This is a genomic window from Micromonospora sp. Mcm103 (genome assembly GCF_024519755.1).
Classification (GTDB): Bacteria; Actinomycetota; Actinomycetes; order Mycobacteriales; family Micromonosporaceae; genus Micromonospora; species Micromonospora aurantiaca.
In genome coordinates this window covers 132,570-158,809 of record NZ_JALJRJ010000016.1, presented here as the reverse complement: position 1 = coordinate 158,809, position 26,240 = coordinate 132,570, and the positions used below count along the sequence as shown (strand labels likewise).

The window sequence follows — 26,240 nt, the reverse complement described above, 5'->3', positions numbered from 1 at the left end:
CGCTACGCCGTTGCCGCGCGTGAGTCGCCGTCCGTGTCCCCGGCGGCGGCGAGCTGCCCACAGGCCCCGTCGATCTCGCGTCCCCGGGTGTCGCGCACCGTGGTCGACACGCCGGCGTCGCGCAACCGCCGGACGAACTCCCGCTCGACCGGCTTCGGGCTGGCGTCCCAGCGGCTGCCCGGAGTCGGGTTGAGCGGGATCAGGTTCACGTGGGCCAGCTTGCCGGCCAGTAGCCGCCCGAGCAGATCGGCTCTCCACGGCTGATCGTTCACGTCCTTGATCATCGCGTATTCGATGGACACGCGACGCCCCGTCGTGGCCGCGTAGTCCCACGCCGCGTCCAGCACCTCGGACACCTTCCAGCGCTGGTTGACCGGGACGAGTTCGTCGCGCAGCTCATCATCGGGGGCGTGCAGCGACAGCGCAAGGGTCACCGAGAGGTCTTCGCTGGCCAGTCGGCGGATCGCCGGCACCAGACCGACGGTCGACACGGTGATGTGCCGCTGCGACAGGCCCAGTCCCTCCGGCGCCGGGGCGACCAGCCGGCGGATCGCCGCCACCACCCGCGAGTAGTTCGCGAGCGGCTCGCCCATGCCCATGAACACCACGTGCGACAGCCGCGGCGGCGACCCGGCCACGGCGCCGGAGGCGGCCACCCCGGCCAGGTAGACCGCCTGGTCGACGATCTCGGCGGTGGACAGGTTACGGGTCAGCCCGGCCTGGCCGGTGGCGCAGAACGGGCAGGCCATGCCGCAGCCGGCCTGGCTGGAGATGCAGACGGTCACCCGGTCCGGGTAGCCCATCAGCACGCTCTCCACCAGCGAGCCGTCGTGCAGCCGCCAGAGCGCCTTGCGGGTCGCGCCGTCGTCGCAGGCCAGCTCGCGGACCGGGGTGAGCAGCGTGGGCAGCAGCTCACCCGCCAGCCGCTCCCGGGTCGCGGCCGGCAGGTCGGTCATCCGCTCCGCGTCGCGCACCAGGCGGCCGAAGTAGTGGTTGGAGACCTGCTTGGCGCGGAACGCGGGCTCACCCAGCTCGGTGACGAGCGCCTGCCGGCCCGGCAGGTCCAGGTCGGCGAGGTGGCGGGGAGGCATCGCGGGCCGGCGGCCGCGGGCGTCGGGGTCTACGGAGATCAGCGGAAGACTCGTCATGGCGCGTCCAGTCTGACACGCTCCCGCCCGGACGCACCCGTCCGTACGTGTCGAATCGCCCCCGGCCACCCGGCCCGCAGCGGGTCGCCGCCGTGACGCATGCCTCAGTTCACCACCGGGACGAAGACGGCGAGCAGCAGGTACGCCACCGGCACGGCGAACAGGATCGAGTCGAGCCGGTCCATCAGGCCGCCGTGCCCGGGCAGCAGGTTGCTCATGTCCTTGACGCCCAGATCCCGCTTGATCATCGACTCGGCGAGGTCACCGAGCACCGCCGAGACCGAGATCGCCATCCCGAACAGCGCACCCCACCAGGGGGCCACGTCGAACAACGCCCACAGCAGCGCCGCGCTGCCCGCCGCCGCGGCGGTCACCGAGCCGGCGAAGCCCTCCCAGGACTTCTTCGGGCTGATCGTGGGCGCCATCGGGTGCTTGCCGAACGACACGCCCGCGGCGTACCCGCCGGTGTCGGAGAGCACCACCGCCGCCAGCGTCACCAGCACCCGCAGGTGCCCGTCACCGGGCGCCGCCGCGAGCATCGCCGCGAACCCGGCGAGGAACGGCACGTACACCGCGATCAGGGTGGCCGCGGTCAGGTCACGCTGGTAGTTGCCGGGCCCGTCGCCCAGCCGCCAGATCATCGTGCCCAGCACCGTGACCAGCAGGCCGAGGCAGAGCGCGTCGGGGCCCGCGTACCAGGCCAGGCCCACGGTGATCACGCCACCGGCGACGAGCGGCGCCAGCGGCGGGTGGGCGCCGCTGCGGCGTACCGCGCGGGCCATCTCCCAGATGCCGATCCCCACAGCGGTCGCGAGCACGGCGAGGAACGCCGGCATGAAGAAGAACAGCGGCACCACGACCGCCGCGCCGAGGGCCACCCCGACGCCGATCGCGGCCGGCAGGTTGCGCCCCGCCCGGGACGTCTTCGGCGCGGTGGTCGGCGGACGCTCGGCGCTCGCCCGCCGGCGTCCCGGCCCGCGGCGGCCGGCCGGCGGCTCCGAGGCGGGCTCGTCGCGTACCGCCGGGATCTGCTCGGTGGGCTCGTCGCGCACCGGCGCGATCTGCGCGGTCGGGTACTCGTCGTCGCGGGCGGGCTCACCCCAGGGGCCGTCGTGGTCCGGCCCGGCGGGCCGCCCACGGTCGCCGGCCGGCGGTCCGTCGTACCGGCCCGGGCCGTCGTGGTGCCGCGAGGTCGTCGGGTACGGCCCGGCGTAGGTGTCAGATCCGGCGTACGTGTCCGGACCGGCGTACGTGTCCGGGCCTGCTCCGGGACGGGCGTAGGTGTCCGGCTCGGCGGGGGGGGTGTGCGCGGCCGGGCCGGGCCGCCAGGGGCCGGGCTCCAGATCGGTGTCCGGCCAGGGCAGGGCCGGGGCGGCCGGGCGGTCCCAGCCACGCGACTCGGTGTTGCCGTAGGGGTCGGGGTGGGACATCACGCACCGGCAGCCGGTACGAGAGCCACCACATGACGCAAGACCAAGGCCATCCCCTACCGGCGTGAGACTTCCTGTTTACCGACCGACGGCCGGGCGACTCCCGCCGTTCACCCCGTGGTGGTCGGGAATCGTGCCGAGCCTACTGCACCCGCCGCGGCCTTGAGGGTGTGCGCCGCCGGGCACGACGACGGCACCGGGCCGCCGCCCGGACGGGCGACGGCGGCGCGGTGCCGTGCGAGGTACGCGGGTGCTCAGACTTCGAGCAGCTCGCTCTCCTTGTGCTTGACCAGCTCGTCGACGCCGGCGACGAAGCGCTGGGTCAGGTCGTCCAGCTCCTTCTCCGCGCGCCGGCCCTCGTCCTCGCCGACCTCGCCGTCCTTGACCAGGCGGTCCAGCTCCTCCTTGGCCTTGCGGCGGATGTTGCGGACGGCGACCTTGGCCTCCTCGCCCTTCTGCCGGGCGACCTTGATCATGTCGCGGCGCCGCTCCTCGGTCATCTGCGGCAGGACGATGCGGAGCTGGTTGCCCTCGTTGTTCGGGTTGGCCCCGAGGTCCGAGTCGCGGATCGCCTTCTCCATGGCGCCCAGCTGCGAGTTGTCGTACGGCTTGATGATCACCATGCGCGGCTCGGGCACCGCGATGGACGCCATCTGCGGCAGCGGGGTCGGGCTGCCGTAGTAGTCGATCACGATCCGGGAGAACATGGCGGCGTTGGCGCGTCCGGTACGGATGCCGCCGAACTCCTCCTTGGCGTGCTCGATGGCACGCTCCATCTTCTCCTCCGCCTCGAGGAGGGTGTCGTCGATCACCGGTCTCCTCGCCTCCTTCTGTCGCTCGTCGTGTGTGGTGCGGGTGCTGCCGTGGCAGAGGGACCGCTGCCGGTCCGGCGGGCCGGTCAGGCGGTGATCAGGGTGCCGATCTTCTCGCCGCCGACGGCCCGGACGATGGTGTCGTCGCCCTGGGCGCCGAAGACCAGCATCGGCAGGCCGTTCTCCATGCAGAGGCTGAACGCGGCGGCGTCGGCCACCCGCAGGTTACGGCGCAGCACCTCGGAGAAGGTGATCGAGTCGAGCTTGCTCGCGGTCGGGTCGATCCGGGGGTCGGCGGTGTAGACCGCGTCCACGCCGTTCTTGCTCATCAGCACCACGTCCGCGCGGATCTCCAGCGCCCGCTGGGCGGCGACCGTGTCGGTGGAGAAGTACGGCATGCCGGCGCCCGCGCCGAAGATGACCACGCGGCCCTTCTCCAGGTGGCGGATCGCGCGCAGCGGGATGTACGGCTCGGCGACCTGGGCCATCGTGATGGCGCTCTGCACCCGGGTCTCGATGCCCTCCTTCTCCAGGAAGTCCTGGAGGGCCAGGCAGTTCATGACCGTGCCGAGCATGCCCATGTAGTCGGCGCGGGCCCGGTCCATGCCGCGCTTCTGCAGCTCGGCGCCGCGGAAGAAGTTGCCGCCGCCGACCACCACGGAGACCTGCACGCCGCGGCGTACCACGGTGGCGATCTGGCGGGCGATGCCCTGCACGACGTCGGGGTCGACGCCGATCGCGCCGCCGCCGAAGACCTCACCGGAGAGCTTCAGCACCACCCGGCGGGACCGACCGGGCGGAGGGGCGGTCGGGTCCTCCGCCGCCAGGCTCCGGTCACTCACAACCTGCGTCATCCGCCCCGCCCCTTCTCCCCGCGCATCGCGCGAGCGTCGCGTACGTGCCCCTGCCGACCCTATGTGACGAGGAGGCCGCGGTGCCTGTCGCGTACACCGGCGGCCTCCTCGTCGACGTTCTCCCCTGTGCCCGGGCCGGACGGCCCGGTGCGGCGGCTCAGGCCTGGCCGACCTCGAACCGCAGGAAGCGGGTCACCTCGATGCCGGCGTCGGCCAGCACCTGCTTGACGGTCTTCTTGTTGTCGGCGACCGACGCCTGCTCCAGCAGGACGAAGTCCTTGAAGAAGGCGTTGACCCGGCCCTCGACGATCTTCGGCAGCGCCGCCTCGGGCTTGTTCTCCTCGCGGGCGGTCTGCTCGGCGATGCGCCGCTCGGACTCGACGGTCTCGGCCGGCACCTCGTCGCGGGTGAGGTACTTCGGCCGCATCGCGGCGATCTGCATGGCCACGGCGCGCGCGTCGGCGTCGGCCGCCTCGTCCGACTTGCCGGTGAACTCGACCAGCACGCCGACTGCCGGGGGCAGGTCCTGGCTCTTGCGGTGCATGTAGACCGCGGTGGTGCCGTCCAGCTTGGCGAAGCGGTTGAGCACCAGCTTCTCGCCGATCTTGGCGGACTGCTCCTGGATCAGGTCGGCCACGCTCTTGCCGTCGATGCTGCTGGCGAGCAGCTCCTCGGCGTTGGTGGCGCCGCTGGCCACGCCGTGCTCGACCAGCTGCTGGGCCAGCGCGATGAAGGCGTCGTTCTTGGCGACGAAGTCGGTCTCGCAGTTGAGCTCGAGCAGCGCCTGGCCGGAGTGGGCGATCAGGCCGTTGGCGGCGGTGCGCCCGGCCCGCTTGCCGACGTCCTTGGCGCCCTTGACGCGCAGGATCTCGACGGCCTTGTCGAAGTCGCCCTCGGCCTCGGTCAGCGCCTTCTTGGAGTCCATCATGCCGGCGCCGGTGAGGTCGCGGAGCTTCTTGACGTCCGCGGCGGTGAAGTTGGACATGACTCTCTCTTCGGTGTCAGTGAGGTGGTCTGGGGTGCTGGTTACCCGGTCCCGGGCCGGTTCTGCCCGGCGTACCCGTCGCGTCCCCACCGCCGGGAACCCGGACGGTGGGGACGCGACGGCGAGATCACTCCGCGGAGGCGGTCGCCGGCTGCTCGGCGGCAGGCGCGGCCAGCTCGGCGGCAGCGGCGGCGGCGGCGGGCTGCTCGTCGGCCTTCTTCGGCTCCTCGAGCAGCTCGCGCTCCCACTCGGCCAGCGGCTCGTCGGCGGCGACCTGGCCGGCCTCGGGCTTCTCGTCCGCGCCCCGGTTACGGCCGGAACGGGCGATCAGACCGTCGGCGACGGCGGCGGCCACGACCTTGGTCAGCAGCTCGGCCGAGCGGATGGCGTCGTCGTTGCCCGGGATCGGGAAGTCGACCTCGTCCGGGTCGCAGTTGGTGTCGAGCACCGCGATCACCGGGATGCCCAGCTTGCGGGCCTCGTCGACGGCGATGTGTTCCTTCTTGGTGTCGACGATCCAGACCGCGGCCGGGAGCTTCTGCATGTCCCGCAGACCACCGAGGGTCTTGGTGAGCTTGATCTTCTCGCGGGAGAGCTGGAGCGTCTCCTTCTTGGTGTAACCGGCGGCGGTGCCGCTCAGGTCACCCAGGGCCTCCAGCTCCTTCATCCGCTGCAGCCGCTTGTACACGGTCTGGAAGTTGGTCAGCATGCCACCGAGCCAGCGGTGGTTCACGTACGGCTGGCCGACCCGGGTCGCCTGCTCGGCGATGGCCTCCTGGGCCTGCTTCTTGGTGCCGACGAACAGGATGCTGCCGCCACCGGCGACGGTGGTGCGGACGAACTCGTACGCCTTCTCGATGTAGTCGAGCGTCTGGCGCAGGTCGATGATGTAGATACCGTTGCGCTCGGTGAAGATGAAGCGCTTCATCTTCGGGTTCCAGCGGCGGGTCTGGTGCCCGAAGTGCACACCGCTTTCCAGCAGCTGACGCATGGTCACGACGGCCATGGTGGGTTACTCCTACGTTGTCCCTGGTTGTCCGTCCAGCCGGCGGCCGGACGCCTGGCGCCCGGTCGCCGGCCAGGGTGGGCCCGGTACGTCAGACCGGGACCAGGGAGGCCGTCGCCCCACGGAGGAGACCGTGGAGAGGGCACGCGAGGTCGACCGCGCGAGGCGGTCGCCAGTCGACCAGTGTACGCGCCCTCTCCGCTGCACGACCCCCGGGTGCGGAGGCCGGCGTGATCGACGCCAGGTGCGCCTTGATCGACTCCAGGACGGCGAAGTGGCGGCGTCACCCTGTCGGTGACACCGCCACTCCGGCGTACTGGGGTCGGGCTCAGCCCGCCGCGAGGGCGGCGGCGAGGAACAGCACCAGACCGACGGTCAGGTACGCCGTCGGCGGGCGCAGCCAGCCCCGGCTGCCGTCGGCGAGCGCCAGCCCGCCGGTACGCAGCCCGTACAGGCCGGTGCCGAAGATCGGCAGACCCACCACCAGGAAGATGCCCACCACCACGTGCGACGTCGACACCGGGTCGCCGAACAGGCCGTGCAGCAGCACCCGCACCGCCGGCACCTCCAGCACCAGCACCATCACCGCCAGCAGGACCGCCAGCGCAGGACGCCGGGTCCGGTAGACGCCGTCACCGGGCGGCGGCCCGTCCGGGCGGGGCAGCACCGCGGGCATCGGACCGGTCGGCATCTCCAGCGGATTCGGGGTCGCCGCCGGCTGGGCCGGACCACCCGGACGCTCGCCGATCCGCAGCGGAGTGGCCTCGCCGGGGTTCAGCCGTGCCGCGGCGGCCGTTTCGGCCCCGCCGTCGGCACCCGGCGCCGGCTCGACGACCGGATAGCCGCCGATCGGGCTGAGCCGGGGCTTCTCGACGCCGGCGGCAGCGCTCCGGGCGTCGACGCCGGCGCCGCCCGCCGGGTCGCTGCCGAGGGCGATGAGACCGTACGGGTCGGCACCGGCCGGCGCGGCACCCGTCAGCGGGGCGGTAGCCGGCGTACCGAGCGTGCTCGACAGCGGGTTGCCGTGCGCGGCGGTCCCGAGCGCGTCGACGCCGCTGCGGGACACCGCGCCGAGCGGGTCGGCCGCCGACTCGCGTGCCGCGCGACGGCCGGCGCGCGACCCGGGCAGCTCACCGGAGACCTCCGGGTCGTCCGGCCGCTGCGACCGCCAGCTGCTCGTGTCGTCCACCAGCGGATCGGCGGCGGAGTACCGGCCCGGCTCGGCGTACCGATTCTCACCGGCGCGCTGCTCGGGTGTGCGGTAGTCGTCGTCGCGGTAGCGGGGCTCGCCCGCGGCGCGCCAGTCCGACTCGTATCCCCGGTCGCCCCATCGCGACCCCTGCTCATCCTCGGAATAGTTCCGTCGTCCGTCCACGACCGGCACGGTATGCGACGGGCTCCAGCCGCGCCATTCGGGTCTCCGGGGATCGGCCCAGGTCAGCGCCGATATCGCCGGGTCGCCGGCGGGACACGCTCAGTAGCCGTACGGCGTGAAGATCGGCGCGACGCCCGGGTAGGGGAAGTCGTCGGGGAAGGCGGGCACCCCCGACTCGCGGTTCAGCACGGCGACCAGGAAGTGAGCGAGGCAACCGTCGAACAGGTGCCACTCGTCGAAGTCCCGGGCGCCGTTCACCGCGATGCGCCATCGATCCGGCGCGTCGCCCGGCTCGCGCACCCAGTAGACCGTGTCGCCGTTGTCGGTCAGCGCGACCGCTGTCAGGCCGTCGACCGGCGCGGGTAGCGCCTCACCGCTCGACGCGTACGCGCGCAACGTCTCGGTGGCCTCCGCGACACCGTGCACAAGGTCCAGTCGCGGCACCGGATGACCGGGCACGAGCACCGCCAGGAAGTCGTCGAACCTCCCCGGGCCGTACCGGTCGACGAGATCCTTGTAGTCGCCGGGGAGTGCGAAGCCGAGCGAGCGCTCCACCGCGGGCCAGTTCGGCGGCGCGCTCGACCGGGGCGGAGGCGGCACCATCCGCGCCAGCCGCTCGACGTACCGGTTCACGCGAGTCTGAAGTCACTTCTGGTGACCCCGTACTGGTCGGGCACCACCAGGCAGCTGAAACGCCTGCCCGCAAGGCTGGACTGCTCGACCCTCAGATTCAGGGCGAGCACCGCCGCATCCGTCCTCCGAACCCGGGATTCGGCGTCCGCCTCGCGGAACTCCGCGATCCCGCCCCTCGTGCCGACCACGACGTAGTCGACTCTCCGGCCGGCGCCGGGTCCGTCGCCGCCATGGCGGGCATCCGACGGCTGCCCGCAGATGCCGCAGGTCGACGCATCGAACGACGTGTTCCGATCAGTCACGGCACTCCCCCTCGCGATCGAGTCGGATCATCATGCCTCTGCCGGGTTCCGTAGCAGAACGGCCGCATGATCGTCGGTCCGTCCACAAGGCCGCTCCTGTCCACAGGGCAGCCCCTCACGGCGCCCCCGCTCCCGTCCGCCGGTCGCATCCTGGCCGGCATGACGAACCGGAACCGAGCCGTCGGGGCGTACGGCGAGCGGTGCGCGCTACGGCACCTGATCGAGACGGGCCTGCGCCCGGTCGCCCGCAACTGGCGCTGCCCCGAGGGCGAGATCGACATCATCGCCTGGGAGGGCCCGGTCCTGGCCATCTGCGAGGTCAAGACCCGCCGCACCGAGCAGTTCGGCTCGCCCGCCGAGGCCGTCGTACCGGCCAAGGCCCGCCGGCTGCGCGGCCTGGCCGCGCGCTGGCTCGCCGAGACCGGAACCACCGCCGACGAGGTCCGCTTCGACGTGCTCTCCGTCCGGCTCCCGCTCACCGGCCCCGCCCGGGTCGAGCACCTCCGCGGCGCGTTCTGACATGGGGTACGCGAAAGTGCTGAGCGTCGGCCTGGCCGGAGTCGCCGGGCATCTCGTCGAGGTCGAGGCCGACCTGGCTCCCGGACTGCCCGCCGTGATCATCTCCGGCCTGCCCGACACCGCCCTGCACGAGGCGCGCGACCGGGTCCGCGCCGCGATCGTCAACTCCGGCCAGAAGTGGCCCAACCGGCGCATCACCCTCAACCTGCTCCCCGCCACCCTGCCGAAGTACGGCTCGGCGTTCGACCTCGCCATCGCGCTCGCCGTCCTGGCCGGCTCGGGTGAACTGCCGCCGGTCGCCCTGGACGCCACTGTCGTGCTCGGTGAGCTCGGCCTCGACGGCGCGGTACGCCCCGTCCGCGGCACGCTGCCGATGGTCGCCGCCGCCGCCCGCGCCGGGCACACCCGCGTCGTCGTACCCGCCGGCAACGCCGCCGAGGCGGCAGTCATCCCGGGCATACGCGTGCACGCGGTCGACACGCTGCATCGACTCGTCGCCCACGTCCGCGACGGCAGCCCGCTGCTCGTTCCGCCCGTTCCCGCCCCGGGCCACGGCACGGCCGGGCCGGACCTGGTCGACGTGGCCGGGCAGCCACTCGGGCGGCGGGCGCTGGAGATCGCCGCCGCCGGTGGCCACCACCTCGCGCTGCTCGGTCCGCCCGGCGCCGGCAAGACCATGCTCGCCGAGCGGCTGCCGTCGATCCTGCCCGAGCTGGACGACGAGGCAGCCCTGGAAGTGACCGCGCTGCACTCGATCGCCGGCCTGCTGCCACCCGGCGGCGGGCTGTTGCGCCGTCCCCCGTTCCAGGCGCCGCACCACACCGCCACGGTGCCCGCGCTCGTCGGAGGCGGTTCCGGGCTGGCCCGGCCCGGCGCGGTGTCGCTCGCCCACCGCGGGGTCCTGTTCCTGGACGAGGCGCCCGAGTTCGGCAAGGGCGCGCTGGAGGCGTTGCGGCAGCCGTTGGAGAGCGGCCGGGTGCGGGTGGCGCGCACCCGCGGCGCCACCGAGTACCCGGCCCGCACCCAACTGGTGCTGGCGGCCAATCCCTGCCCGTGCGCGAAGCCCTCCGGTGACGTCGACTGCGAGTGCCCGCCGCTGGCTCGGCGACGCTACCTCGGACGGTTGTCGGGTCCACTGCTCGACCGGGTGGACGTGCAGGTCAAGCTAAAGGCGGTACGCGCGGCGGAGTTGCTGAGCACCGGCGCCGCGCAGGAGTCCTCGGCCACCGTCGCCGCCCGGGTGGTCGCCGCGCGGCGCGCCGCCGCCGAGCGCTGGGCGGCCACCGGGCACCGGGTGAACGCCGACGTCTCCGGCCCGGACCTGCGCCGGCCGCCGTGGCACCTGCCCGCCCGGGTCACCAGGGATCTGCGCCGCCGGCTCGACACCGGTTCGCTGTCCGCGCGCGGCTACGACCGCGTACTCCGGCTCGCCTGGACCATCGCGGACCTGGACGGGCGGGACCGGCCCGGCCACGACGACGTGGCGGAGGCCATCCAGCTCCGGACCGGGGAGGGCGCGTGAACGCCGACGATCGGCGGCTGGCTCGGGTCGCGCTCACCTGGCTCGCCGAACCCGGCACCCGGTCGGTCTACGCCCTGGTCGAGCGGCTCGGCCCGGTCGCCGCACTCGACCTACTGCTGTCCGGCGGGGCGCCGGAACGGACGCTGCGGTCGGCCGTCGCGGCGCGCGGCGCCGCCGGTGACGCCCGGGCGGTCGCCGCCGACGCGCTGGCCCGCGGCGAACGGCTCGGGGCCCGGCTGGTCACCCCGGACGACGACGAATGGCCCACCCAGGTCGGCGACCTGCGCCGGTTGGCGCTGTCCGGCGCCACCCGACGGGTCGACGTGGAGACCGATCCGCCGCTCTGCTTCTGGGTACGCGGAGCGTGGCCGCTCGGTGAGGCGCTGGCGCGCTCGGTGGCGGTCGTCGGCGCGCGGGCGGCCACCCCCTACGGCGCGCACATCGCCACCGAGCTGGGCTACGGTCTCGCCGACCGGGAGTGGACAGTCGTGTCCGGTGGGGCGTTCGGCATCGACGCCGCCGCGCATCGCGGGGCGCTGACGGCGGGCGGGCGCACCGTCGCCGTGCTCGCCTGCGGGGTGGACCGCCCCTACCCGATGGGCAACGCCGCGCTGTTCGACCGGATCGCCGAAACCGGCCTGCTGGTGAGCGAGTGGATTCCCGGGGCGGAGCCGTTGCGGCCACGGTTCCTCATCCGCAACCGGGTCATCGCGGCGGCGACGAACGGCACGGTCCTCGTCGAGGCCGCCGCTCGCAGCGGCGCCACCCAGACGCTCAACCGGGCGCTCGGCCTGCGCCGCCCGGCGATGGTGGTGCCCGGGCCGGTCACTTCAGCGATGTCGGTCGGTGGGCACGAGGTGCTGCGGGAACGACCGGAGGCCCGGCTGGTCGCGAACGTCGCGCACGTGCTGGAGGAGGTGGGACGCATCGGGTACGACCTGGCCCCGCCCGCCCGGGCGCCCGAACGTCCCCGGGACCGGCTCGACGAGGAGGCCACCCAGGTGCTGGAGGCGCTGCCCCGCCGCCGGGCCCTCGACCTGGAGAGCGTCGCGGCGCGGGCGGGCGTGGACCTGCGTACCGCCATGCGCAAACTGTCCATGCTGGAGGAACTGGCGATGGTGGTACGCCGCGACGACGGCTACGCGCTCGCACCGCCACCACCGGTCGCCCGTTCGTGAGCGCGTCAGTCGCCCTCGAACCGGATCTCGGCGTCGCGACGCTCGGCACATCGGCGGACGAGCCGGGCCAGCCGGTGCACGTGCTCGACCTCGGCCGGTGCCCCGGCCACCTCGGCCAGGCACCGCAGCTCGGCGAGCAGTTGCGGCATCCGCTCGGCGCTCACTGTCAGCTCGCCGAGCGGGTCGACGCGGTCCAGCAGCGGGGTCCGCCCACCGCCCCGGACACGCTTGAGCAGGTCGAGCAGCACGTCCTGCGAGTCCGCAACGGCCTCGATCGAGACGTACGCGGGCCGGCGACGACCGGTGCCCGCCGATATCTGCCGGTAGAGGACGGCGTCCACTCCCACTCTCGGCCTCCTCGTACCGGCGTCACCGTCACGGGACGCACTGGCCTGATCGCGGCCGGATCGGCCTCCGTCGGGGCCGGCTCGGGCCACGCTGCCCGCCGGTCGCCGCACCGGAGCGTGCCGCAGCATGAGTTTCCCCTGTCCAGACCGGCTTCTGCCACCCCGCTCAGCGCGTCGTCACGCATCCCGCGGCGGAAGGACGCGGGCCACGTGGCGGACGGCACAACCCACGGGCGACGGCCGACCCGCCGCGAAGGCGGAAGCGACAGCCGGGCGGCACGACGAAGCGGCGGGCGGCGGCACGGCGGCGGGCGGCGCTCCGGCCTTACGCTGGGGCGGTGATCGCCGTCCGCCTCCGCCGCCGCGACCGTGTGCGCCCGGATCGGGTGCCGCGGTGAGCAAACGGCAGCGCGGCACCCGGGACGCGCACGAGGAACTGCCGGCCTCGATGCGCGAGGCGGTGGACGACTTCGCCGACCACCTGTCGCGGGTGCGCAACCGCTCCGTCCACACCGTCCGGGCGTACGTCACGGATCTCGTGTCGCTGCTTGATCACGCCGTCCGGATGGGCTGCGCCGAACTGCCGGAGCTGGACCTCTCCGTGGTGCGCAGCTGGCTGGCGAAGCAGCGGACCATGGGGGCGGCCCGGACGACGATGGCACGGCGCGCCGCCGCGGCCCGGACGTTCAGCGCCTGGGCGCACCGGACCGGCCTGCTCGCCGACGACGTGGCCGCGCCGCTGGCCAGCCCGCGGGCGCGGCGGGAACTGCCCACCGTGCTGCGCGCCGACCAGGCCGCCACTCTCGTGGAGGCCCCGTCGCGGCAGCGCCCGGGCCCGGCCGAGGCCGACCGCTCGACGGTCCACCCCGACGGTGCCGGGCTCGGACGCGACCACGGAACGGCCCCCGAGGCGGCCGGCGACGGACCGCCCGACGCGGTGCTGCTGCGCGACCGGCTGCTGCTGGAACTGCTCTACGGCACCGGGGTACGCGTCAGCGAGGCGTGCGGCCTCAACGTCACCGACGTCGACCAGGCCCGCCGGGTGGTACGCGTGCTGGGCAAGGGCGGGCGGGAACGCTCGGTGCCCTACGGGGTGCCGGCCCAGCGGGCGCTCGACGCCTGGCTGCACGACGGCCGGCCCACTCTGCTGACCCCGGGCTCGGGCCGGGCACTGCTGCTCGGGGCGCGGGGCGGGCGGCTCAACCCGACCACCGCGCGGCGGATCGTGTCCGGGTGGGCCGGTGCGGCCGGGGTACCGCGGGTCACGCCGCACGGGCTGCGCCACTCGGCCGCCACGCACCTGCTCGAAGGAGGCGCGGACCTGCGCGCCGTGCAGGAGCTGCTGGGGCACTCGTCGCTCGCCAGCACCCAGATCTACACGCACGTCTCGGTCGAGCGGCTCCGCGCCGCGTACCGGCAGGCACACCCCCGCGCCTGACCACCGAATCCGGCCGGCGCATGATCCATCCCGGGCTAGGATCGGTGGATGACGGTGCCGCAGCCGCCCGAGCCGATTCCCGGGGCTCGGCTGCTCTTCTCCCTCGATCCCTCCGTCAGTCACCTCAACCACGGCTCGTTCGGCGCCGTACCGATCGCCGTGCAACGCGCCCAGCAGCGCCTGCGCGACGAGATGGAGGCCAACCCGCTGCGGTTCTTCACGCAGGGCCTGGTCGACCGGATCGCCCACGCCCGCCGGCACCTGGCCGCGTTCCTCGGCGCCGACCCGGACGGCACCACGCTCGTCGGCAACGCCACCACCGGTGCGGCCGTGGTGTTGCAGTCGCTCGCGCTGCGCCCCGGCGACGAGATCGTGACCACCGACCACGGGTACGGGGCGGTGGCGCTGTCGATCGCCAGGGAGTGCGCCCGCACCGGGGCGGTGCACCGCACGCTGCCGGTGCCGTTGACCGCCACCGACGAGGAGGTGGTCGAGATCGTCCGCACCGGGCTGCGGTCCGGGCGTACCAGACTGCTGATCGTCGACCAGCTCACCTCGCCGACCGCCCGGCTGTTCCCGACCGCGGCGATCGTCGCGGTGGCCCGGGAGCAGGGCGTGCCGGTGCTGGTGGACGCCGCCCACGCGCCGGGCATGCTGCCGGCCACCGTCGCGTCGGTAGGCGCCGACTTCTGGGTCGGCAACCTGCACAAATGGGCGTACGCGCCACGCGGCACCGCCGTACTCGTGGTGGCGCCGCAGTGGCGGGAGAAGATCCAGCCGCTCGTCGTCTCGTGGGAGCAGGACAGCGGCTTCCCGGTCCGTGTCGAGTGGCAGGCGACGCTCGACTACACCGGCTGGCTGGCCGCGCCGGTGGGCCTGTTCACGTTGCGCAGCCTCGGCGTGGACCGGGTACGCGCGCACAACGCGGCGCTGGCCGCGTACGGGCAACGGGTCGTCGGGGACGCGCTCGGCGTGGCGCCGGAGCGGCTGCCGGAGCCCGGCGGACCGGCGGTCGCCATGCGGCTCGTGCCGCTGCCGCCCGGTGTCGCGACGACGCTGGACGCGGCCCGGGATCTGCGGGCCCGGATCGCCGACCGGCTCTCCGCCGAGGTGTCGATCGCCGGCTGGAACGGGCGCGGCTACCTGCGGTTGTGCGGGCAGGTCTACAACACCCCCGACGAGTACGACCGGCTGGCCGTCCGGCTGCCCACGCTGCTCGCCCAGCGCTGAGCGACACAGCCGATCACCCGGCGGGGACGGGGTGCAGCGGCAGCAGCCGGACGCGACCGAGCCCGAGCAGGGCCAGCGGATCGAGGTACTCCGCGTCGCGTCGCAGTCCCCAGTGCAGGCAGGCCGCCTCCACGCACCCGGGATGCCCGGTGAGCAGGTCGCCGAGCGGCGTGCCGGCGTTCACAGGGGTACCGGCGGTGAGCCGGGAGCGGACCGGTTCGTATGTGGTGCGCAGCCCGTCGGAATGCCCGACGGTGAGCACCGGCCGGCCGGCGACGGTGCCGGCGAACAGGACGGTCCCGGCACCGGCCGACAGCACCGGTGCGCCCGGCTCGGCGGCGAGGTCGACGCCCCGGTGCCCGGACCGCCAGGGCTGCGGCGGCGGGTCGAAGCGCCGCACCACCCGGGGCGCGCCCGGCAGCGGCCACCGGAACCGCCCACCGGGCGCACCCCGAAGTCCCGCAGCCGAGCCGCCCGTCGCCGAAGCACCAGAAGCCGGGGCACCCGCAGGTAGCCCCGACAACGGCCCGACCGAGGCCGACAGCGTCGCCCGGGAAGACGCGGAGGGCCCCGGCAGGCAGACGACGAGGAACAACACCACTGCGTAAGAGATCGAGGAACGCACGCGAGCACCCTGCCCGGCCCGGGCACCCTCCCGCGCACCCCACCGGCCGGCCCTGTGGACGACGCCCTCACTGTGGACGAGCGCCGAATTCGGGGCCGATCTGCTACGGCCCGGACGCCTATGCTGGCCGGGTGACGAAGGACTGGTACGCCTGGCACAGCGACTACGACCAGCCCGAGTCCGCACTGGCCCGGCGGCTCGCCGAGGTGCGGCAGCGTGTCTCCGACGCCCTCGACGCCGCGCCGGCCGGTCCGCTGCGCGCGCTGAGTCTCTGCGCGGGTCAGGGCCGTGACCTGATCCCGGTGCTGGCCGCCCATCCGCGGGGCGCCGACGTGACCGCCCGCCTGGTCGAGCTGGATCCGCGCAACACCGATCCGGCCCGCCGCGCCGCCGCCGACGCCGGGCTCACCGGCGTGGAGGTGGTGACCGGGGACGCCTCGCTGACCGACCGGTACGCCGACCTGGCCCCGGCGGATCTGGTGCTGGTCTGCGGCATCTTCGGCAACATCAGCGACGACGACATCCGGGCCACGGTGCGGCACTGCGCCTCGCTCTGCGCCACCGGCGGCACGGTGCTGTGGACGCGGCACCGGCGGGAGCCGGACCTGGTGCCGGTCATCTGCGAGTGGTTCGCCGAGGAGGGCTTCGAGCCGGTCGCGGTGAACAGCCCGGCCGACGGTGTGGGCGTCGGCGCGCACCGCTTCACCGGCACGCCCCGCCCGCTGGCGCCGGGCGTGCGGATGTTCACGTTCGTGGGCTACGACGTGCTGGAGCGGACGGAGCAGGAATGACCACTGTGGACGACGTGAGCCGGCCCTCCCGGGTGGCCGGGCCGGACGAGGCGATCAGCACCGAGGAGCTTCAGCTCGCCGCGCGCAACCACGGCATCCCGCTGGAGGCGCTGAGGTACGACGTGACCCCGGCGGGCCTGCACTACCTGCTCATCCATTACGACATCCCGGACGTCGACCCGGCGGCGTACGCGCTGAACGTGTCCGGCGCGGTCGAGCGTCCACTGCGGCTGGACCTGGCGGCGCTGCGCGACCGGCCCCGGGTGACCCACCGCGTGACGCTGGAGTGCGCCGGCAACGGCCGGGCGCTGCTGCATCCCCGCCCGGTGAGCCAGCCCTGGCTGGTGGAGGCGGTGGGCAACGCCGAGTGGACCGGTACGCCGCTGGCGCCGCTGCTGCGCGAGGCCGGCCTGTCCGGCGACGCGGTGGACGTGGTGTTCACCGGCGCGGACCACGGGGTGGAGCGTGGCGTCGAGCAGGACTACCAGCGGGCGCTGCCGGTGGCCGACGCGCTGCGTGAGGAGGTGCTGCTGGCGTACGAGATGAACGGCGCTCCCCTGCTGCCGCAGCACGGCGCACCGCTGCGCCTGATCGTGCCCGGCTGGTACGGCATGGCGCACGTGAAGTGGCTGCGCGACATCACCGTGACGACCGAGCCGTTCGACGGCTACCAGAACGCGGTGGCCTACCGGCTGCGGCGCGACGCCGACGACCCGGGCGTGCCGGTGACCCGGATCGAGCCGCGTGCGCTGGTGCGTCCGCCCGGGTTCCCGGATTTCATGTCCCGCACCCGAGTGCTGCGGCCCGGGCCGTGCACTCTGGACGGCCGGGCCTGGTCCGGCCACGCGCCGGTGACCTCGGTCGAGGTGACGACCGACGGCGGCGGGACGTGGACACCGGCGGTCCTGGACGAGCCGGCCGGGGGCGAGTGGGCGTGGCGCCGCTGGTCGGTGAACTGGACGGCGACGCCGGGGCGGTACGTGCTCGGCGCCCGGGCGACCGACGCGTCGGGGCGGACCCAACCGGTCGAGCAGCCGTGGAACCGGGGCGGGTTCGCGAACAACCTGGTGCAGCGGGTCGAGGTGGTCGTGCCTGCGGAGTGATCGGGGGCGTTCAGCCGCCTGCGGTCAGCTCCCGAAGCCGGAATCTGCGGGAAGCGAGATGTCGGGCTTTTCGAGCTCTTCCACATTGACGTCCTTGAACGTCATTACTCGAACATTCTTGACGAAACGGGCAGGGCGGTACATGTCCCACACCCAGGCGTCGTGCATCTCGACCTCGAAGTAGACCTCGCCGTCGGAGTTGCGCACGTGCAGGTCGACCTGGTTGGCCAGGTAGAAACGGCGCTCGGTCTCCACCACGTAGGAGAACTGGCGGACGATGTCCCGGTACTCCCGGTAGAGCTGCAGCTCCATCTCGGTCTCGTACTTCTCGAGATCTTCCGCGCTCATCGCACTCCGCCTTCCATGACCACATCTTCCCCCACCGACGCCGGAGGTCGCGGCTGCTCGCCCAACGCCACGCCGACGGTACCCCCTGACGCGCCGCAGTGCCCCATCGGCTCGTCCGGGCGGCCGGCGAACGCTCCGGGCCCGAGACCCGGCAGCCCTGCTGCGGGCTCGGGCGACGCCGCGTCGGTGCCCACCGGGCGGCGGGCGCGGGGAGGCCGGCCGTCCCGTCCGGAGACGGCGGCCACGTTCACGTACGAGAAGCGGTGTTCCCGGCAGGGCCCGAGCGCGCGCAGGGCGGCGCTGTGCTCGGCGGTGATGTAGCCCTTGTGCTCGGCGAAGCCGTAGCCGGGGAACCGCCCGTCCAGTTCCACCATCATCCGGTCCCGGGTGACCTTCGCGAGCACACTCGCCGCCGCCACACACGCGGCCACCCGGTCGCCCTTCCAGACCGCCAGCCCCGGCACGTCCAGCCCGTCGACGCCGAAGCCGTCGGTCAGCACGTACTCCGGGCGGGTGGTGAGCGAGGCGAGCGCCCGGCGCATCGCGGCGAGGTTGCACACGTGCAGCCCGCGGGCGTCGACCTCCTCGGCCGGGATGACCACCACGGCGTACGCCAAGGCCCGTGCCACCACCTCGTCGTAGACGCGCTCGCGGGCGGCGGGGGTGAGCAGCTTCGAGTCGGCCAGCTCGTCGATCTCGCCGCGCCGGCCCTCGGGCAGGATCGCGGCGGCGGCCACCAGCGGCCCGGCGCAGGCGCCCCGGCCGGCCTCGTCGGCGCCCGCCACGTGCCGGAAGCCACGCCGTTGCAGGGCGCGCTCCAGCGCGTAGAGGCCGCCGTCGCGGCGGACCACGGTGCGCGGCGGAGTCAGCATGCGCCGCCTCCCGCCAGCACGGCGCCGAGCCGGCCGGGCAGGTCCGGCGGGTAGTAGCGCTCGGCGGTGGCGGCCAGCTCGGCGACCGGCCACCAGCGGTGCCCGTGCACGCTCGCCCGTTCGACGTCGTTGAAACCCGCGGTGTCGACCTCCCAGCCCGTCACCCGGACCAGGTAGAACTGCTGCTCCTGGCGGTACCAGACGCCGTCGAACGGGAACTCGACGGTGTCCGCCCAGACCGGAGCGCCCAGCTCGGCCGGGGCCATCCGCAGGCCGGTCTCCTCGGCCAGTTCGCGGGCGGCGCCGTCGGCCGGGGACTCCCCCGGGTCCAGCCCGCCGCCGGGGGTGAACCAGTAGCGGTGACCCGGCCGGGCCGGATCACTGCCCTGGAACAGCAGCACCCGGTCGGACGCGTCGACCAGCAGGACCCGGGCCGCGCGACGAGGGGTGTAGACGGTCACCGCACCAGCCTGCCAGACGCCTGCGACGAACGACCACGCCCTCCCGCCGCCGGCGCGGGGCCGGCGTGCCGGAGCGTGGCGCGGGCCTGCTCAGGGATTGGGGATCCCGTCGAACTGCTTCGGAACGCTGAGCCAGGTCGCGCGGCTGACCGGCCAGAAGATGGTGAAGGCCCGGCCGACGACCTCGCCCTCGGGGATGGTGGCGACGTTGATGTCCTCGCCCGACTGCTGCCAGTGCTCCAGCGAGTCGCCGGACGCCTCCCGGTGGTCACCCATGACCCACAGGCGCCCCTTCGGCACCGTGATGTCGAAGTCCTGGTCGGCGGGCTTGTTGCCGGGGAAGATGAACGGCTCGTCGATCGGCTTGCCGTTGATGACCAGCCGCTCCTGGCCGCCGGTGCGGTCGCAGCAGACCACGTGATCGCCGCCGACGCCGATGACCCGCTTGATGAAGTCCTCGCCGTCGGGGTTGCCGCTCCACTCGGTGGGCGCCTTGAAGACGATGACCTCACCCCGGTGCGGCGAGCGGAAGTCGTAGACCAGCTTGTTGACAAGCACCCGATCGTCGATCTTGAGGGTGTTCTCCATGGACGGCGACGGGATGAAGAAGGTCTGCAGCACGAAGGCACGCACCAGCACCGCGACCAGGATCGCCACGCCCAGGAGGATGGGCAGCTCCTTCCAGAAGGAGCTGCGGGGCTTCTCGGTCTGCTCGTCGATCACGGGTGGAGCCTACGTCGCCGGGTACGCCGCGGTCGCCCCGAACCCGCCAGAACGGTGAGCGTCGCCGCGACCGGGAGGATCAGGACGACGCCGCCGACCGGGTCGGGATCCACCGGCACCGGCCCCGGCGCCGCCGCGGCGTCCGCACGCGGCACGCTCGAGAAGGTCTCCGGTACGGGCAGACTCGTCCACCGCTGCGAGGGCCAGACGATCATGAAGGCGCGGCCGACCACGTTCTCGATCGGCACCGGCCCCTGACATCGGGCGTCCTGCGAGACCAGCCGGTGGTCACCCATCACGAAGATCTGCCCCGGCGGCACCACCACCTCGGTGAACTGCCGGGACCGGCACTCCTTCGGATTGGGTGGCAGCTCGACCGGGGAGTCCTCGGAGACGTACGCCGTCTCGTCCAGCGGCACCCCGTTGACCACCACCCGGCCGTCGTCGCAGCACCAGACCTTGTCGCCCGGTACGCCGATGACGCGCTTGATGAAGTCTTTCTCGCCGGGGCGGCTGACGCCCACCAGGTCGCCGAGTGTGCGGCCGACCCGGCCGGCGAAGTTCGTCGGCGGCGCGGGCGCCTCCTGGGCGACCCAGCGGTCGGTGCCCCGGAACACCACCACCTCGCCGCGGACCGGGTCCCGGACGTCGTAGACGACCTTGTTGACGAGCACCCGGTCGCCGACGAGCAGGGTGTCCTCCATCGACCCGGAGGGGATGAAGAACGCCTGGAGCAGGAACGTCCGGATCAGCACCGCGAGGCAGAACGCCACGATCAGCAGCAGCGGCAGCTCCTGCCAGAGCGGCATCTGGCGGCGGCTGCGGCGGGCCCGCCGGCGCCAGGGATCGACGGCGCCGTCCTCGTCAACCATCTGCACCATGCCACTCTCCGGTCCGCGGAAACGACACTACCGCCCGGGAGTCTCCTCGGAGACCCCACGGGCGGTAGTGGACCGTTTCGCACCGTCCGGCTGCGCCCGTACCGACCAGGGTAATGCGGTCTGGTCGATACGACATCCGCGCAGGCCGGGCGGCGTGGCGAACGTGGATCAGTTCGCCGGCTGCTTCTCCCGCAGCTCCTTGATCTTGGCCTTCTTGCCGCGCAGCTCACGCAGGTAGTAGAGCTTGGCGCGACGCACGTCACCGCGGGTCACGACCTCGATCCGGTCGATGCCCGGGCCGTTGAGCGGGTAGGTCCGCTCCACGCCGACACCGAAGCTGACCTTGCGGACCGAGAAGGTCTCACGCAGGCCGTCACCCTGGCGGCGGATGACGACGCCCTGGAAGATCTGGACCCGGGAGCGGTTGCCCTCGACGACCCGCGCGTGCACCTTGACGGTGTCACCGGCACGGAAGTCGGGCAGGTCGGTACGCTTCGACTGGGCGTCAAGGGCGTCCAGGATGTTCATCGCTGCGTCCTCGTGAGGCTCACGGCGCATCGTCAGTCGATGCGCGGATGGGTGATTCTGACCCCCGGGTGGTGACCGGCGATACCGGCCCCGGTCGAGGGTCCTCGCAACCGCCCACGGCGTGGACGGATGCGGCAACCCCTCTACTTTGCCACATGCCCCGGTGGCGGGGAAAATCCGCCCCGCTCCAGCGTCACCCGGTCCCGCTTGTCGAGCGTCTCCGGGGCCAGCGCGCCGATCATGTCCGGCCGCCGGGCCGCGGTCCGCAGCAGCGACTCGTCGCGCCGCCAGCGGTCGATCCGGGCATGGTCGCCGGAGCGCAGCACCTCGGGCACGTCCAGCCCGCGCCAGCTCGCCGGCTTCGTGTAGAGCGGGGCCTCCAGCAGCCCGTGCGCGTGCGACTCCTCGTCCAGCGACCCGGCGTTGCCGAGCACTCCGGGCAGCAGCCGGGTGACCGCCTCCAGGATCACCAGCACGGCCACCTCGCCGCCGAACAGCACGTAGTCGCCGAGGGAGACCTCGGTCACCGGCATCCGGGTCGCCGCGTGGTCCAGCACGCGCTGGTCGATGCCCTCGTACCGGCCGCAGGCGAACAGCAGGTGCGACTCGGCGGCCAGCTCGTGCGCCAGGGCCTGGGTGAACGGGACGCCCGCGGGCGACGGCACGAGCAGCCGGGGCAGCGTGTGCCCGTCCGGGCTCAGCTCGCCGGGCGCCAGCGCGTCCAGCGCCTCACCCCACGGCTCCGGCCGCATGACCATGCCCGGACCGCCGCCGTAGGGCGTGTCGTCGACGGTGCGGTGCACGTCGTGGGTCCAGGTCCGCAGATCGTGTACGGCCAGCCGCAGCGTGCCGTTCGCGCGGGCCTTGCCGATGAGCGACAGGTCCAGCGGGGCGAAGTACTCGGGGAAGATCGACACGATGTCGACGCGCATGCGGTGGCTCCAGCCGGAGGTCGAGAGCTAGAGGTCGAGCAGGCCGCCGGGCAGGTCGACGACGACGCGACCGCCCGCCAGATCCACCTCGGGCACGATCGCCTTGACGAACGGGACCAGCGCGGTACGCCCCTCGGGGCGCCGCAGCACCAGCATGTCGGACGCGGGCGCGTGGTCGATGCGGGCCACCTCGCCCACGTGCTCGCCGTCGCGGGTGACCACGGTGAGCCCGACCAGCTGGTGGTCGTGGAACTCCTCCGGGTCCTCCGGCGGGGCGACGTCGGCGCTGTCCACGCCGAGCAGCGTGTTGCGCAGCGCCTCGGCGACGTCGCGCTCCAGCACGCCCTCGAAGGCGACGAGCAGGCGGCCCTGGTGCCAGCGGGCCGACTCGACGGTGAGCGTCGGGGGCACCCGCCAGGCGCCGGGCTCCGACGGGGTGACCCCCGGCTCGGTGGTCAACACCGAACCGGGGGCGAACCGTGCTTCGGGCTCGTCGGTACGCACCTCCACGGTGACCTCACCGCGGATGCCGTGCGGCTTACCGATCCGGCCGACGACGAGAAGCATCAGTACGAGTCGACGATGTCGACGCGTACCCCACGCCCGCCGATGGAGCCGATCACCTGGCGCAGCGCCTTGGCGGTCCGGCCGGACCGCCCGATCACCGTGCCGAGGTCCTCGGGGTGCACGCGGACTTCGAGGCGCTTGCCCCGACGGGAGTCGACCATGCGCACCCGGACGTCGTCCGGGTGGTCGACGATGCCCTTGACCAGGTGCTCCAGAGCGGGACGCAGCGGCATGTCAGGCCTGCTCGCCGGACTCGGCACCGGTCTGCTCCTCGGCCTTGGGGGCCTCGGCCTTCGGCTCCTCCGCCTTGGCGGCGGCCTTCTTGGCCGGCTTCGCCGGGGTGTCCGCCACGCCGGCGGCGGCCTTCGCCTCGGCCTCGTACGCCGCCTTGCGGTCGGCCCGCTCGGGGGCGACCTTCAGCGGCGGCGGAGCCGGCAGGCCCTTGAACTTCTGCCAGTCACCGGTCAGCTCCAGCAGGCGCTGCACGGCCTCGCTCGGCTGGGCGCCGACCGAGAGCCAGTACTGGACCCGCTCCGACTTGACCTCGATCACCGAAGGGTCTTCCTTCGGCTGGTACACACCGACGAACTCGATCGCCCGACCGTCACGCTTGGTGCGCGAGTCGGCGATGACGATGCGGTACTGCGGGTTGCGGATCTTGCCCATCCGCAGGAGCCGGATCTTTACGGCCACAGTTGTTTCGCTCCTGTTGCGATCTCACCGGCCCGTACGGGCGGTGTGCGGGTGAGCGCCGACCGGCACAGTGGGGTTTGGGCCGGAGACTGCTCGGTGAACTGGCGACGCGCCCGGGTTAGAGGGCGCCGGACGCGTGCCGGATACCAGCGAACCATTCTGCCAGATCCGGACCGGAACTCTCACACCGGACCCGGACACCACGCCCGGGGAAGCCCGGGCCGTGACCGAGGACACTCGTTCAGCGCACCGGCGGGCGGTCCCAGCCCGGCGGAAGTTCGTCCGGTACGTCCCATTCGGCGGGCGGAGTGAAGTCGCACCAGGTGCCGTCGAACGGGAACTCCCCCGCCTCGGCGATTCGGATCACCCGCTCGCCCTCGGCGCGTACCGCCTTCTCGTCCGTCACCCAGTAGTGCTCCGGGAACGCCAGCCGCTCGGCGAACTCGTCCTCGTCCTTCCACTCCCAGCTCAGGTCCGGGTACACCACCACGTCGAGGTCCTGGTCGACCATGTCGACGCCGGCCACCGTGCCGTCGTCCCAGCGGACGCCGGGCTCCTCCAGGTTGACGTACCAGTTCTGGAAGCGGCCGGCGGCGTCGCGGAACCACCAGACCGAGTGGGACGCGCCGGTGGGCAGGAACTTCAGCACCGGCGGGCCGTTCCACAGCCCCTGCGCGAGCCGGTAGGACGACGTCACCCACTCGGCGAACGGCACGGCCCGCATGCCCAGGCCGGCCTCCGTCACCTCGTGCGCGACGGGCGCTGTCCGCGCCACCCAGAGCAGCAGGCCACGCTCGTCGTCGGAGACCACGCGGGCCGACCGGACCCAGCCGATCCGGCCGTGCCGCACGTTCCGGTGCAGGATCAGCCGCCCCGGCGCGAACCGGCCGGCCGGATCGCCGGGCCGCATCTCAGTACGCGCGGGCGAGGATCGCCACCAGGTCGGGCTCGTCCTCCGAGTCCGGCACCGAGCCGTCGGCGCGCACCAGGCAGCGGACCGTCACGCCCTGGCCGTTCGCCTCGGCCTCGCCCTCGACGCCGACCGCCGACCACGGCACCCGCGCCCAGCCGGTGGCGGACGCCTCGATCGCCTCGGCCAGCGTCGACACCTCGACGGTGCGGGACCGGCGGAACTCCAGCGCCTGGTCGTGCAGCGCCCGCTGGTCGGCATCCAGCGCGGCCACCACCGCGCCGACCACGTCGGCCACCGGCGTCGGGGCCTTCGAGCCGTCCGTACGCCGGACCACCACCGCGTTGCCGGCGGCCAGGTCACGCGGGCCGACCTCGACGCGGACCGGGTAGCCGCGCAGCTCGGCGTCGACGGCGCGGCGGCCGAATGCGGTGTCGGTCCGGTCGTCGAGCGCCACCCGCACCCCGGCGTCGCGCAGCGCGTCGCACAGCTTGGCCGCCGCCTGGCTCACGCCCTCGCCGTCCTTGACGATCATCACGTACGCCTGCACCGGCGCCAGCTTCGGCGGCACCCGCAGCCCGTTGTCGTCGCCGTGGCACATGATCAGACCACCGAGCATCCGGGTGGACGTGCCCCAGGAGGTGGTCCACGCGTGCTCCCGGCCGCCCTCGGCCGAGGAGTAGCTGATGTCGAACGCCTTGGCGAAGTTCTGGCCCAGCTCGTGGCTGGTGCCCAGCTGCAGCGCCTTGCCGTCGCCCATCATGCCCTCGCACGTGTACGTGGCGGTGGCGCCGGCGAAGCGCTCCCGGGCGGTCTTCAGGCCGACCACCACCGGGATGCCGAGCACGTTGACCATCAGATCCTCGTACGCCTCGTGCAGGATCCGCCGCGCGTAGGCGCGGGCGTCCTCACGGGTCGCGTGCGCGGTGTGCCCCTCCTGCCAGAGGAACTCGCTGGTGCGGAGGAAGATCCGCGGGCGCAGCTCCCACCGGACCACGTTCGCCCACTGGTTGAGCAGCAGCGGCAGGTCGCGGTACGAGTCGATCCACTTGGCCATGAACTCGCCGATGACCGTCTCGCTCGTGGGGCGCACCACCACCGGCTCGGCGAGCTGCTTGCCGCCACCGTGCGTGACCACCGCCAGCTCCGGCGAGAAGCCCTCGACGTGCTCGGCCTCCCGCTTCAGGTAGCTCTCCGGGATGAACAGCGGGAAGTACGCGTTCTCCGCGCCCGCCGCCTTGATCCGGGCGTCCATCTCGGCCTGCATCCGCTCCCAGATGGCGTAGCCGGCCGGTCGGATCACCATGGTCCCCCGGACCGGGCCGTTGTCGGCCAGCTTCGCCTTGGCGATCAGGTCCTGGTACCAGCGGGGAAAGTCCTCCGCACGGGGAGTGAGCACGCGTGCCATGACCGCACATCCTATGCGTCCCGTGACGGGTCGCCGCAGCCGGGCGCGCCCGCACTACCATCTGCCGTCATGCACCTCCCCGCCCCGGACCCGGCGCCGGCACTGGCCCCGCTCGCCGCCCGCTGGGTGGCCTGGGTCGCCGCCCACCGCCAGCCGGTCAACCCGCTCAAGGACACCACCGGCCGGCACGGCGGGCGTCACCAGCCCGACGACGTGTGGTTCCTCGCCGGCACGCAGGGCGGCGGGGTCAGCCGGCGTTGCGTGGTGCCGGCGGGTCGTCCGCTGTTCTTCCCGGCGATCTGCTGCTGGACGGTCGGCCGCCGGGACGACCCGGTCCCGCCGATGCCCCACGCCGACGGGCACGCCGAGCTGGACGGGGTGGCGGTGCCGGTGCGGCCCGCGGGCTCGCCCGCCTCGTTCCCGGTGCGGGGGTTCTTCAACAACGTCGTCACCGCGTGGCCGTGGCCGGTGCACGTCTCCTGCTGGGGTCTGTGGGGTCTGGTGCCGCCGCCCGCGCCGGGGACGCACCACCTGACCTTCGGCGGCCACGACGGCGGACGGTTCCGGGTCGAGGCGGAGTACGAACTCGAGGTGCGCTGAACAGCGCCCGTAGACTTCG

Annotated in this window: 31 protein-coding genes; 8 read left to right on the top strand and 23 right to left on the bottom strand. The window is 73.4% G+C overall.

Annotated features, from left to right (window positions below; translation table 11 throughout):
- Positions 1-2: 2 nt before the first annotated feature.
- The 9 genes from rlmN to OC439_RS20405 form a co-directional block, all read right to left on the bottom strand.
- Complete coding sequence (rlmN, locus tag OC439_RS20445) at positions 3-1,148, bottom strand: 23S rRNA (adenine(2503)-C(2))-methyltransferase RlmN (protein ID WP_262014804.1); 1,146 nt, start codon at positions 1,146-1,148, stop codon at positions 3-5.
- Positions 1,149-1,252: 104 nt separating this feature from the next.
- Positions 1,253-2,578, bottom strand: coding sequence for a phosphatidate cytidylyltransferase (locus OC439_RS20440; protein ID WP_262014803.1), 1,326 nt, complete (start codon positions 2,576-2,578; stop codon positions 1,253-1,255).
- A 254-nt stretch (positions 2,579-2,832) separates the two neighbouring features.
- A complete protein-coding gene (gene frr / locus OC439_RS20435) occupies positions 2,833-3,390 on the bottom strand; it encodes a ribosome recycling factor (RefSeq protein WP_013284608.1) in 558 nt (185 codons plus the stop codon).
- 86 nt (positions 3,391-3,476) lie between these two features.
- Positions 3,477-4,244, bottom strand: coding sequence for a UMP kinase (gene pyrH / locus OC439_RS20430; protein ID WP_013284607.1), 768 nt, complete (start codon positions 4,242-4,244; stop codon positions 3,477-3,479).
- 157 nt (positions 4,245-4,401) lie between these two features.
- A complete protein-coding gene (gene tsf / locus OC439_RS20425; RefSeq protein WP_030269902.1) occupies positions 4,402-5,229 on the bottom strand; it encodes a translation elongation factor Ts in 828 nt (275 codons plus the stop codon).
- Between the two features lie 127 nt (positions 5,230-5,356).
- Positions 5,357-6,235, bottom strand: a complete 879-nt coding sequence (gene rpsB / locus OC439_RS20420; RefSeq protein ID WP_262014802.1) for a 30S ribosomal protein S2 — start codon at positions 6,233-6,235, stop codon at positions 5,357-5,359.
- 328 nt (positions 6,236-6,563) lie between these two features.
- A complete protein-coding gene (locus OC439_RS20415) occupies positions 6,564-7,619 on the bottom strand; it encodes a hypothetical protein (protein WP_410054941.1) in 1,056 nt (351 codons plus the stop codon).
- 90 nt (positions 7,620-7,709) lie between these two features.
- The gene (locus OC439_RS20410; RefSeq protein WP_262014800.1) at positions 7,710-8,243 is read right to left on the bottom strand and encodes a hypothetical protein; all 534 of its coding nucleotides are present in this window, start codon (positions 8,241-8,243) and stop codon (positions 7,710-7,712) included.
- On the bottom strand, positions 8,240-8,545 hold the full coding sequence (locus tag OC439_RS20405) for a hypothetical protein (protein ID WP_262014799.1): 306 nt from the start codon (positions 8,543-8,545) through the stop codon (positions 8,240-8,242). Before OC439_RS20405 ends, OC439_RS20410 begins: the two co-directional genes overlap by 4 nt.
- Before the next feature lie 159 nt (positions 8,546-8,704).
- Between OC439_RS20405 and OC439_RS20400 the strand changes: the two genes are divergently transcribed.
- From OC439_RS20400 to OC439_RS20390, 3 genes are read left to right on the top strand one after another with little or no spacing between them, the layout of a single operon-like run.
- The gene (locus tag OC439_RS20400) at positions 8,705-9,064 is read left to right on the top strand and encodes a YraN family protein (protein ID WP_064447257.1); all 360 of its coding nucleotides are present in this window, start codon (positions 8,705-8,707) and stop codon (positions 9,062-9,064) included.
- 1 nt (position 9,065) lies between these two features.
- The gene (locus OC439_RS20395) at positions 9,066-10,586 is read left to right on the top strand and encodes a YifB family Mg chelatase-like AAA ATPase (protein WP_262014798.1); all 1,521 of its coding nucleotides are present in this window, start codon (positions 9,066-9,068) and stop codon (positions 10,584-10,586) included.
- Positions 10,583-11,764: a DNA-processing protein DprA gene (locus tag OC439_RS20390; RefSeq protein WP_262014797.1), complete on the top strand. Its 1,182-nt coding sequence runs from the start codon at positions 10,583-10,585 to the stop codon at positions 11,762-11,764. The genes OC439_RS20395 and OC439_RS20390 overlap by 4 nt, the downstream gene beginning before the upstream one ends.
- A 5-nt stretch (positions 11,765-11,769) precedes the next feature.
- Here the strand turns inward: OC439_RS20390 and OC439_RS20385 are convergent, their stop codons facing one another.
- The gene (locus tag OC439_RS20385) at positions 11,770-12,111 is read right to left on the bottom strand and encodes a hypothetical protein (RefSeq protein WP_262014796.1); all 342 of its coding nucleotides are present in this window, start codon (positions 12,109-12,111) and stop codon (positions 11,770-11,772) included.
- Between the two features lie 448 nt (positions 12,112-12,559).
- Between OC439_RS20385 and OC439_RS20380 the strand changes: the two genes are divergently transcribed.
- On the top strand, positions 12,560-13,549 hold the full coding sequence (locus OC439_RS20380) for a tyrosine recombinase XerC (RefSeq protein WP_262014829.1): 990 nt from the start codon (positions 12,560-12,562) through the stop codon (positions 13,547-13,549).
- A gap of 48 nt (positions 13,550-13,597) precedes the next feature.
- Positions 13,598-14,779, top strand: a complete 1,182-nt coding sequence (locus tag OC439_RS20375; protein ID WP_262014795.1) for an aminotransferase class V-fold PLP-dependent enzyme — start codon at positions 13,598-13,600, stop codon at positions 14,777-14,779.
- A 13-nt stretch (positions 14,780-14,792) separates the two neighbouring features.
- Here the strand turns inward: OC439_RS20375 and OC439_RS20370 are convergent, their stop codons facing one another.
- Entirely contained in the window at positions 14,793-15,404 is a 612-nt protein-coding gene (locus tag OC439_RS20370) for a M23 family metallopeptidase (protein WP_410054940.1), read from the bottom strand.
- 131 nt (positions 15,405-15,535) lie between these two features.
- Here OC439_RS20370 and OC439_RS20365 point away from each other — a divergent pair, with 131 nt between their 5' ends.
- Together OC439_RS20365 and OC439_RS20360 are read left to right on the top strand one after the other, a co-directional pair.
- The gene (locus OC439_RS20365) at positions 15,536-16,195 is read left to right on the top strand and encodes a methyltransferase domain-containing protein (protein WP_262014794.1); all 660 of its coding nucleotides are present in this window, start codon (positions 15,536-15,538) and stop codon (positions 16,193-16,195) included.
- On the top strand, positions 16,192-17,298 hold the full coding sequence (locus OC439_RS20360) for a sulfite oxidase (RefSeq protein WP_262014793.1): 1,107 nt from the start codon (positions 16,192-16,194) through the stop codon (positions 17,296-17,298). The genes OC439_RS20365 and OC439_RS20360 overlap by 4 nt, the downstream gene beginning before the upstream one ends.
- Before the next feature lie 24 nt (positions 17,299-17,322).
- Here the strand turns inward: OC439_RS20360 and OC439_RS20355 are convergent, their stop codons facing one another.
- The 12 genes from OC439_RS20355 to proS form a co-directional block, all read right to left on the bottom strand.
- A complete protein-coding gene (locus OC439_RS20355) occupies positions 17,323-17,646 on the bottom strand; it encodes a DUF2469 domain-containing protein (RefSeq protein WP_011905215.1) in 324 nt (107 codons plus the stop codon).
- Positions 17,643-18,518, bottom strand: a complete 876-nt coding sequence (locus OC439_RS20350; RefSeq protein ID WP_262014792.1) for a ribonuclease HII — start codon at positions 18,516-18,518, stop codon at positions 17,643-17,645. Before OC439_RS20350 ends, OC439_RS20355 begins: the two co-directional genes overlap by 4 nt.
- Positions 18,512-18,979: an NUDIX hydrolase gene (locus OC439_RS20345; protein ID WP_262014791.1), complete on the bottom strand. Its 468-nt coding sequence runs from the start codon at positions 18,977-18,979 to the stop codon at positions 18,512-18,514. The genes OC439_RS20350 and OC439_RS20345 overlap by 7 nt, the downstream gene beginning before the upstream one ends.
- Before the next feature lie 90 nt (positions 18,980-19,069).
- Positions 19,070-19,702 carry a signal peptidase I gene (gene lepB / locus OC439_RS20340; RefSeq protein WP_262014790.1) on the bottom strand — a complete coding sequence of 211 codons (633 nt, stop codon included), beginning with the start codon at positions 19,700-19,702 and terminating at the stop codon, positions 19,070-19,072.
- Entirely contained in the window at positions 19,699-20,583 is an 885-nt protein-coding gene (lepB, locus tag OC439_RS20335; protein ID WP_262014789.1) for a signal peptidase I, read from the bottom strand. Before lepB (OC439_RS20335) ends, lepB (OC439_RS20340) begins: the two co-directional genes overlap by 4 nt.
- Positions 20,584-20,751: 168 nt before the next feature.
- Positions 20,752-21,111, bottom strand: coding sequence for a 50S ribosomal protein L19 (rplS, locus tag OC439_RS20330; RefSeq protein ID WP_013284591.1), 360 nt, complete (start codon positions 21,109-21,111; stop codon positions 20,752-20,754).
- Positions 21,112-21,254: 143 nt separating this feature from the next.
- Positions 21,255-22,043 carry a tRNA (guanosine(37)-N1)-methyltransferase TrmD gene (trmD, locus tag OC439_RS20325; protein ID WP_262014788.1) on the bottom strand — a complete coding sequence of 263 codons (789 nt, stop codon included), beginning with the start codon at positions 22,041-22,043 and terminating at the stop codon, positions 21,255-21,257.
- A gap of 27 nt (positions 22,044-22,070) precedes the next feature.
- On the bottom strand, positions 22,071-22,610 hold the full coding sequence (gene rimM, locus OC439_RS20320) for a ribosome maturation factor RimM (protein WP_030269963.1): 540 nt from the start codon (positions 22,608-22,610) through the stop codon (positions 22,071-22,073).
- On the bottom strand, positions 22,610-22,870 hold the full coding sequence (locus tag OC439_RS20315; protein WP_026268109.1) for an RNA-binding protein: 261 nt from the start codon (positions 22,868-22,870) through the stop codon (positions 22,610-22,612). The genes rimM and OC439_RS20315 overlap by 1 nt, the downstream gene beginning before the upstream one ends.
- The gene (gene rpsP / locus OC439_RS20310; RefSeq protein WP_018786330.1) at positions 22,845-23,303 is read right to left on the bottom strand and encodes a 30S ribosomal protein S16; all 459 of its coding nucleotides are present in this window, start codon (positions 23,301-23,303) and stop codon (positions 22,845-22,847) included. Before rpsP ends, OC439_RS20315 begins: the two co-directional genes overlap by 26 nt.
- Positions 23,304-23,544: 241 nt before the next feature.
- The gene (locus tag OC439_RS20305; RefSeq protein WP_262014787.1) at positions 23,545-24,213 is read right to left on the bottom strand and encodes a DUF402 domain-containing protein; all 669 of its coding nucleotides are present in this window, start codon (positions 24,211-24,213) and stop codon (positions 23,545-23,547) included.
- Position 24,214: 1 nt separating this feature from the next.
- On the bottom strand, positions 24,215-25,621 hold the full coding sequence (gene proS / locus OC439_RS20300; RefSeq protein WP_262014786.1) for a proline--tRNA ligase: 1,407 nt from the start codon (positions 25,619-25,621) through the stop codon (positions 24,215-24,217).
- Between the two features lie 69 nt (positions 25,622-25,690).
- On the opposite strand from proS, the gene OC439_RS20295 reads away from it, so the two are divergent.
- Entirely contained in the window at positions 25,691-26,221 is a 531-nt protein-coding gene (locus tag OC439_RS20295) for a hypothetical protein (RefSeq protein WP_262014785.1), read from the top strand.
- Positions 26,222-26,240 lie beyond the last annotated feature (19 nt).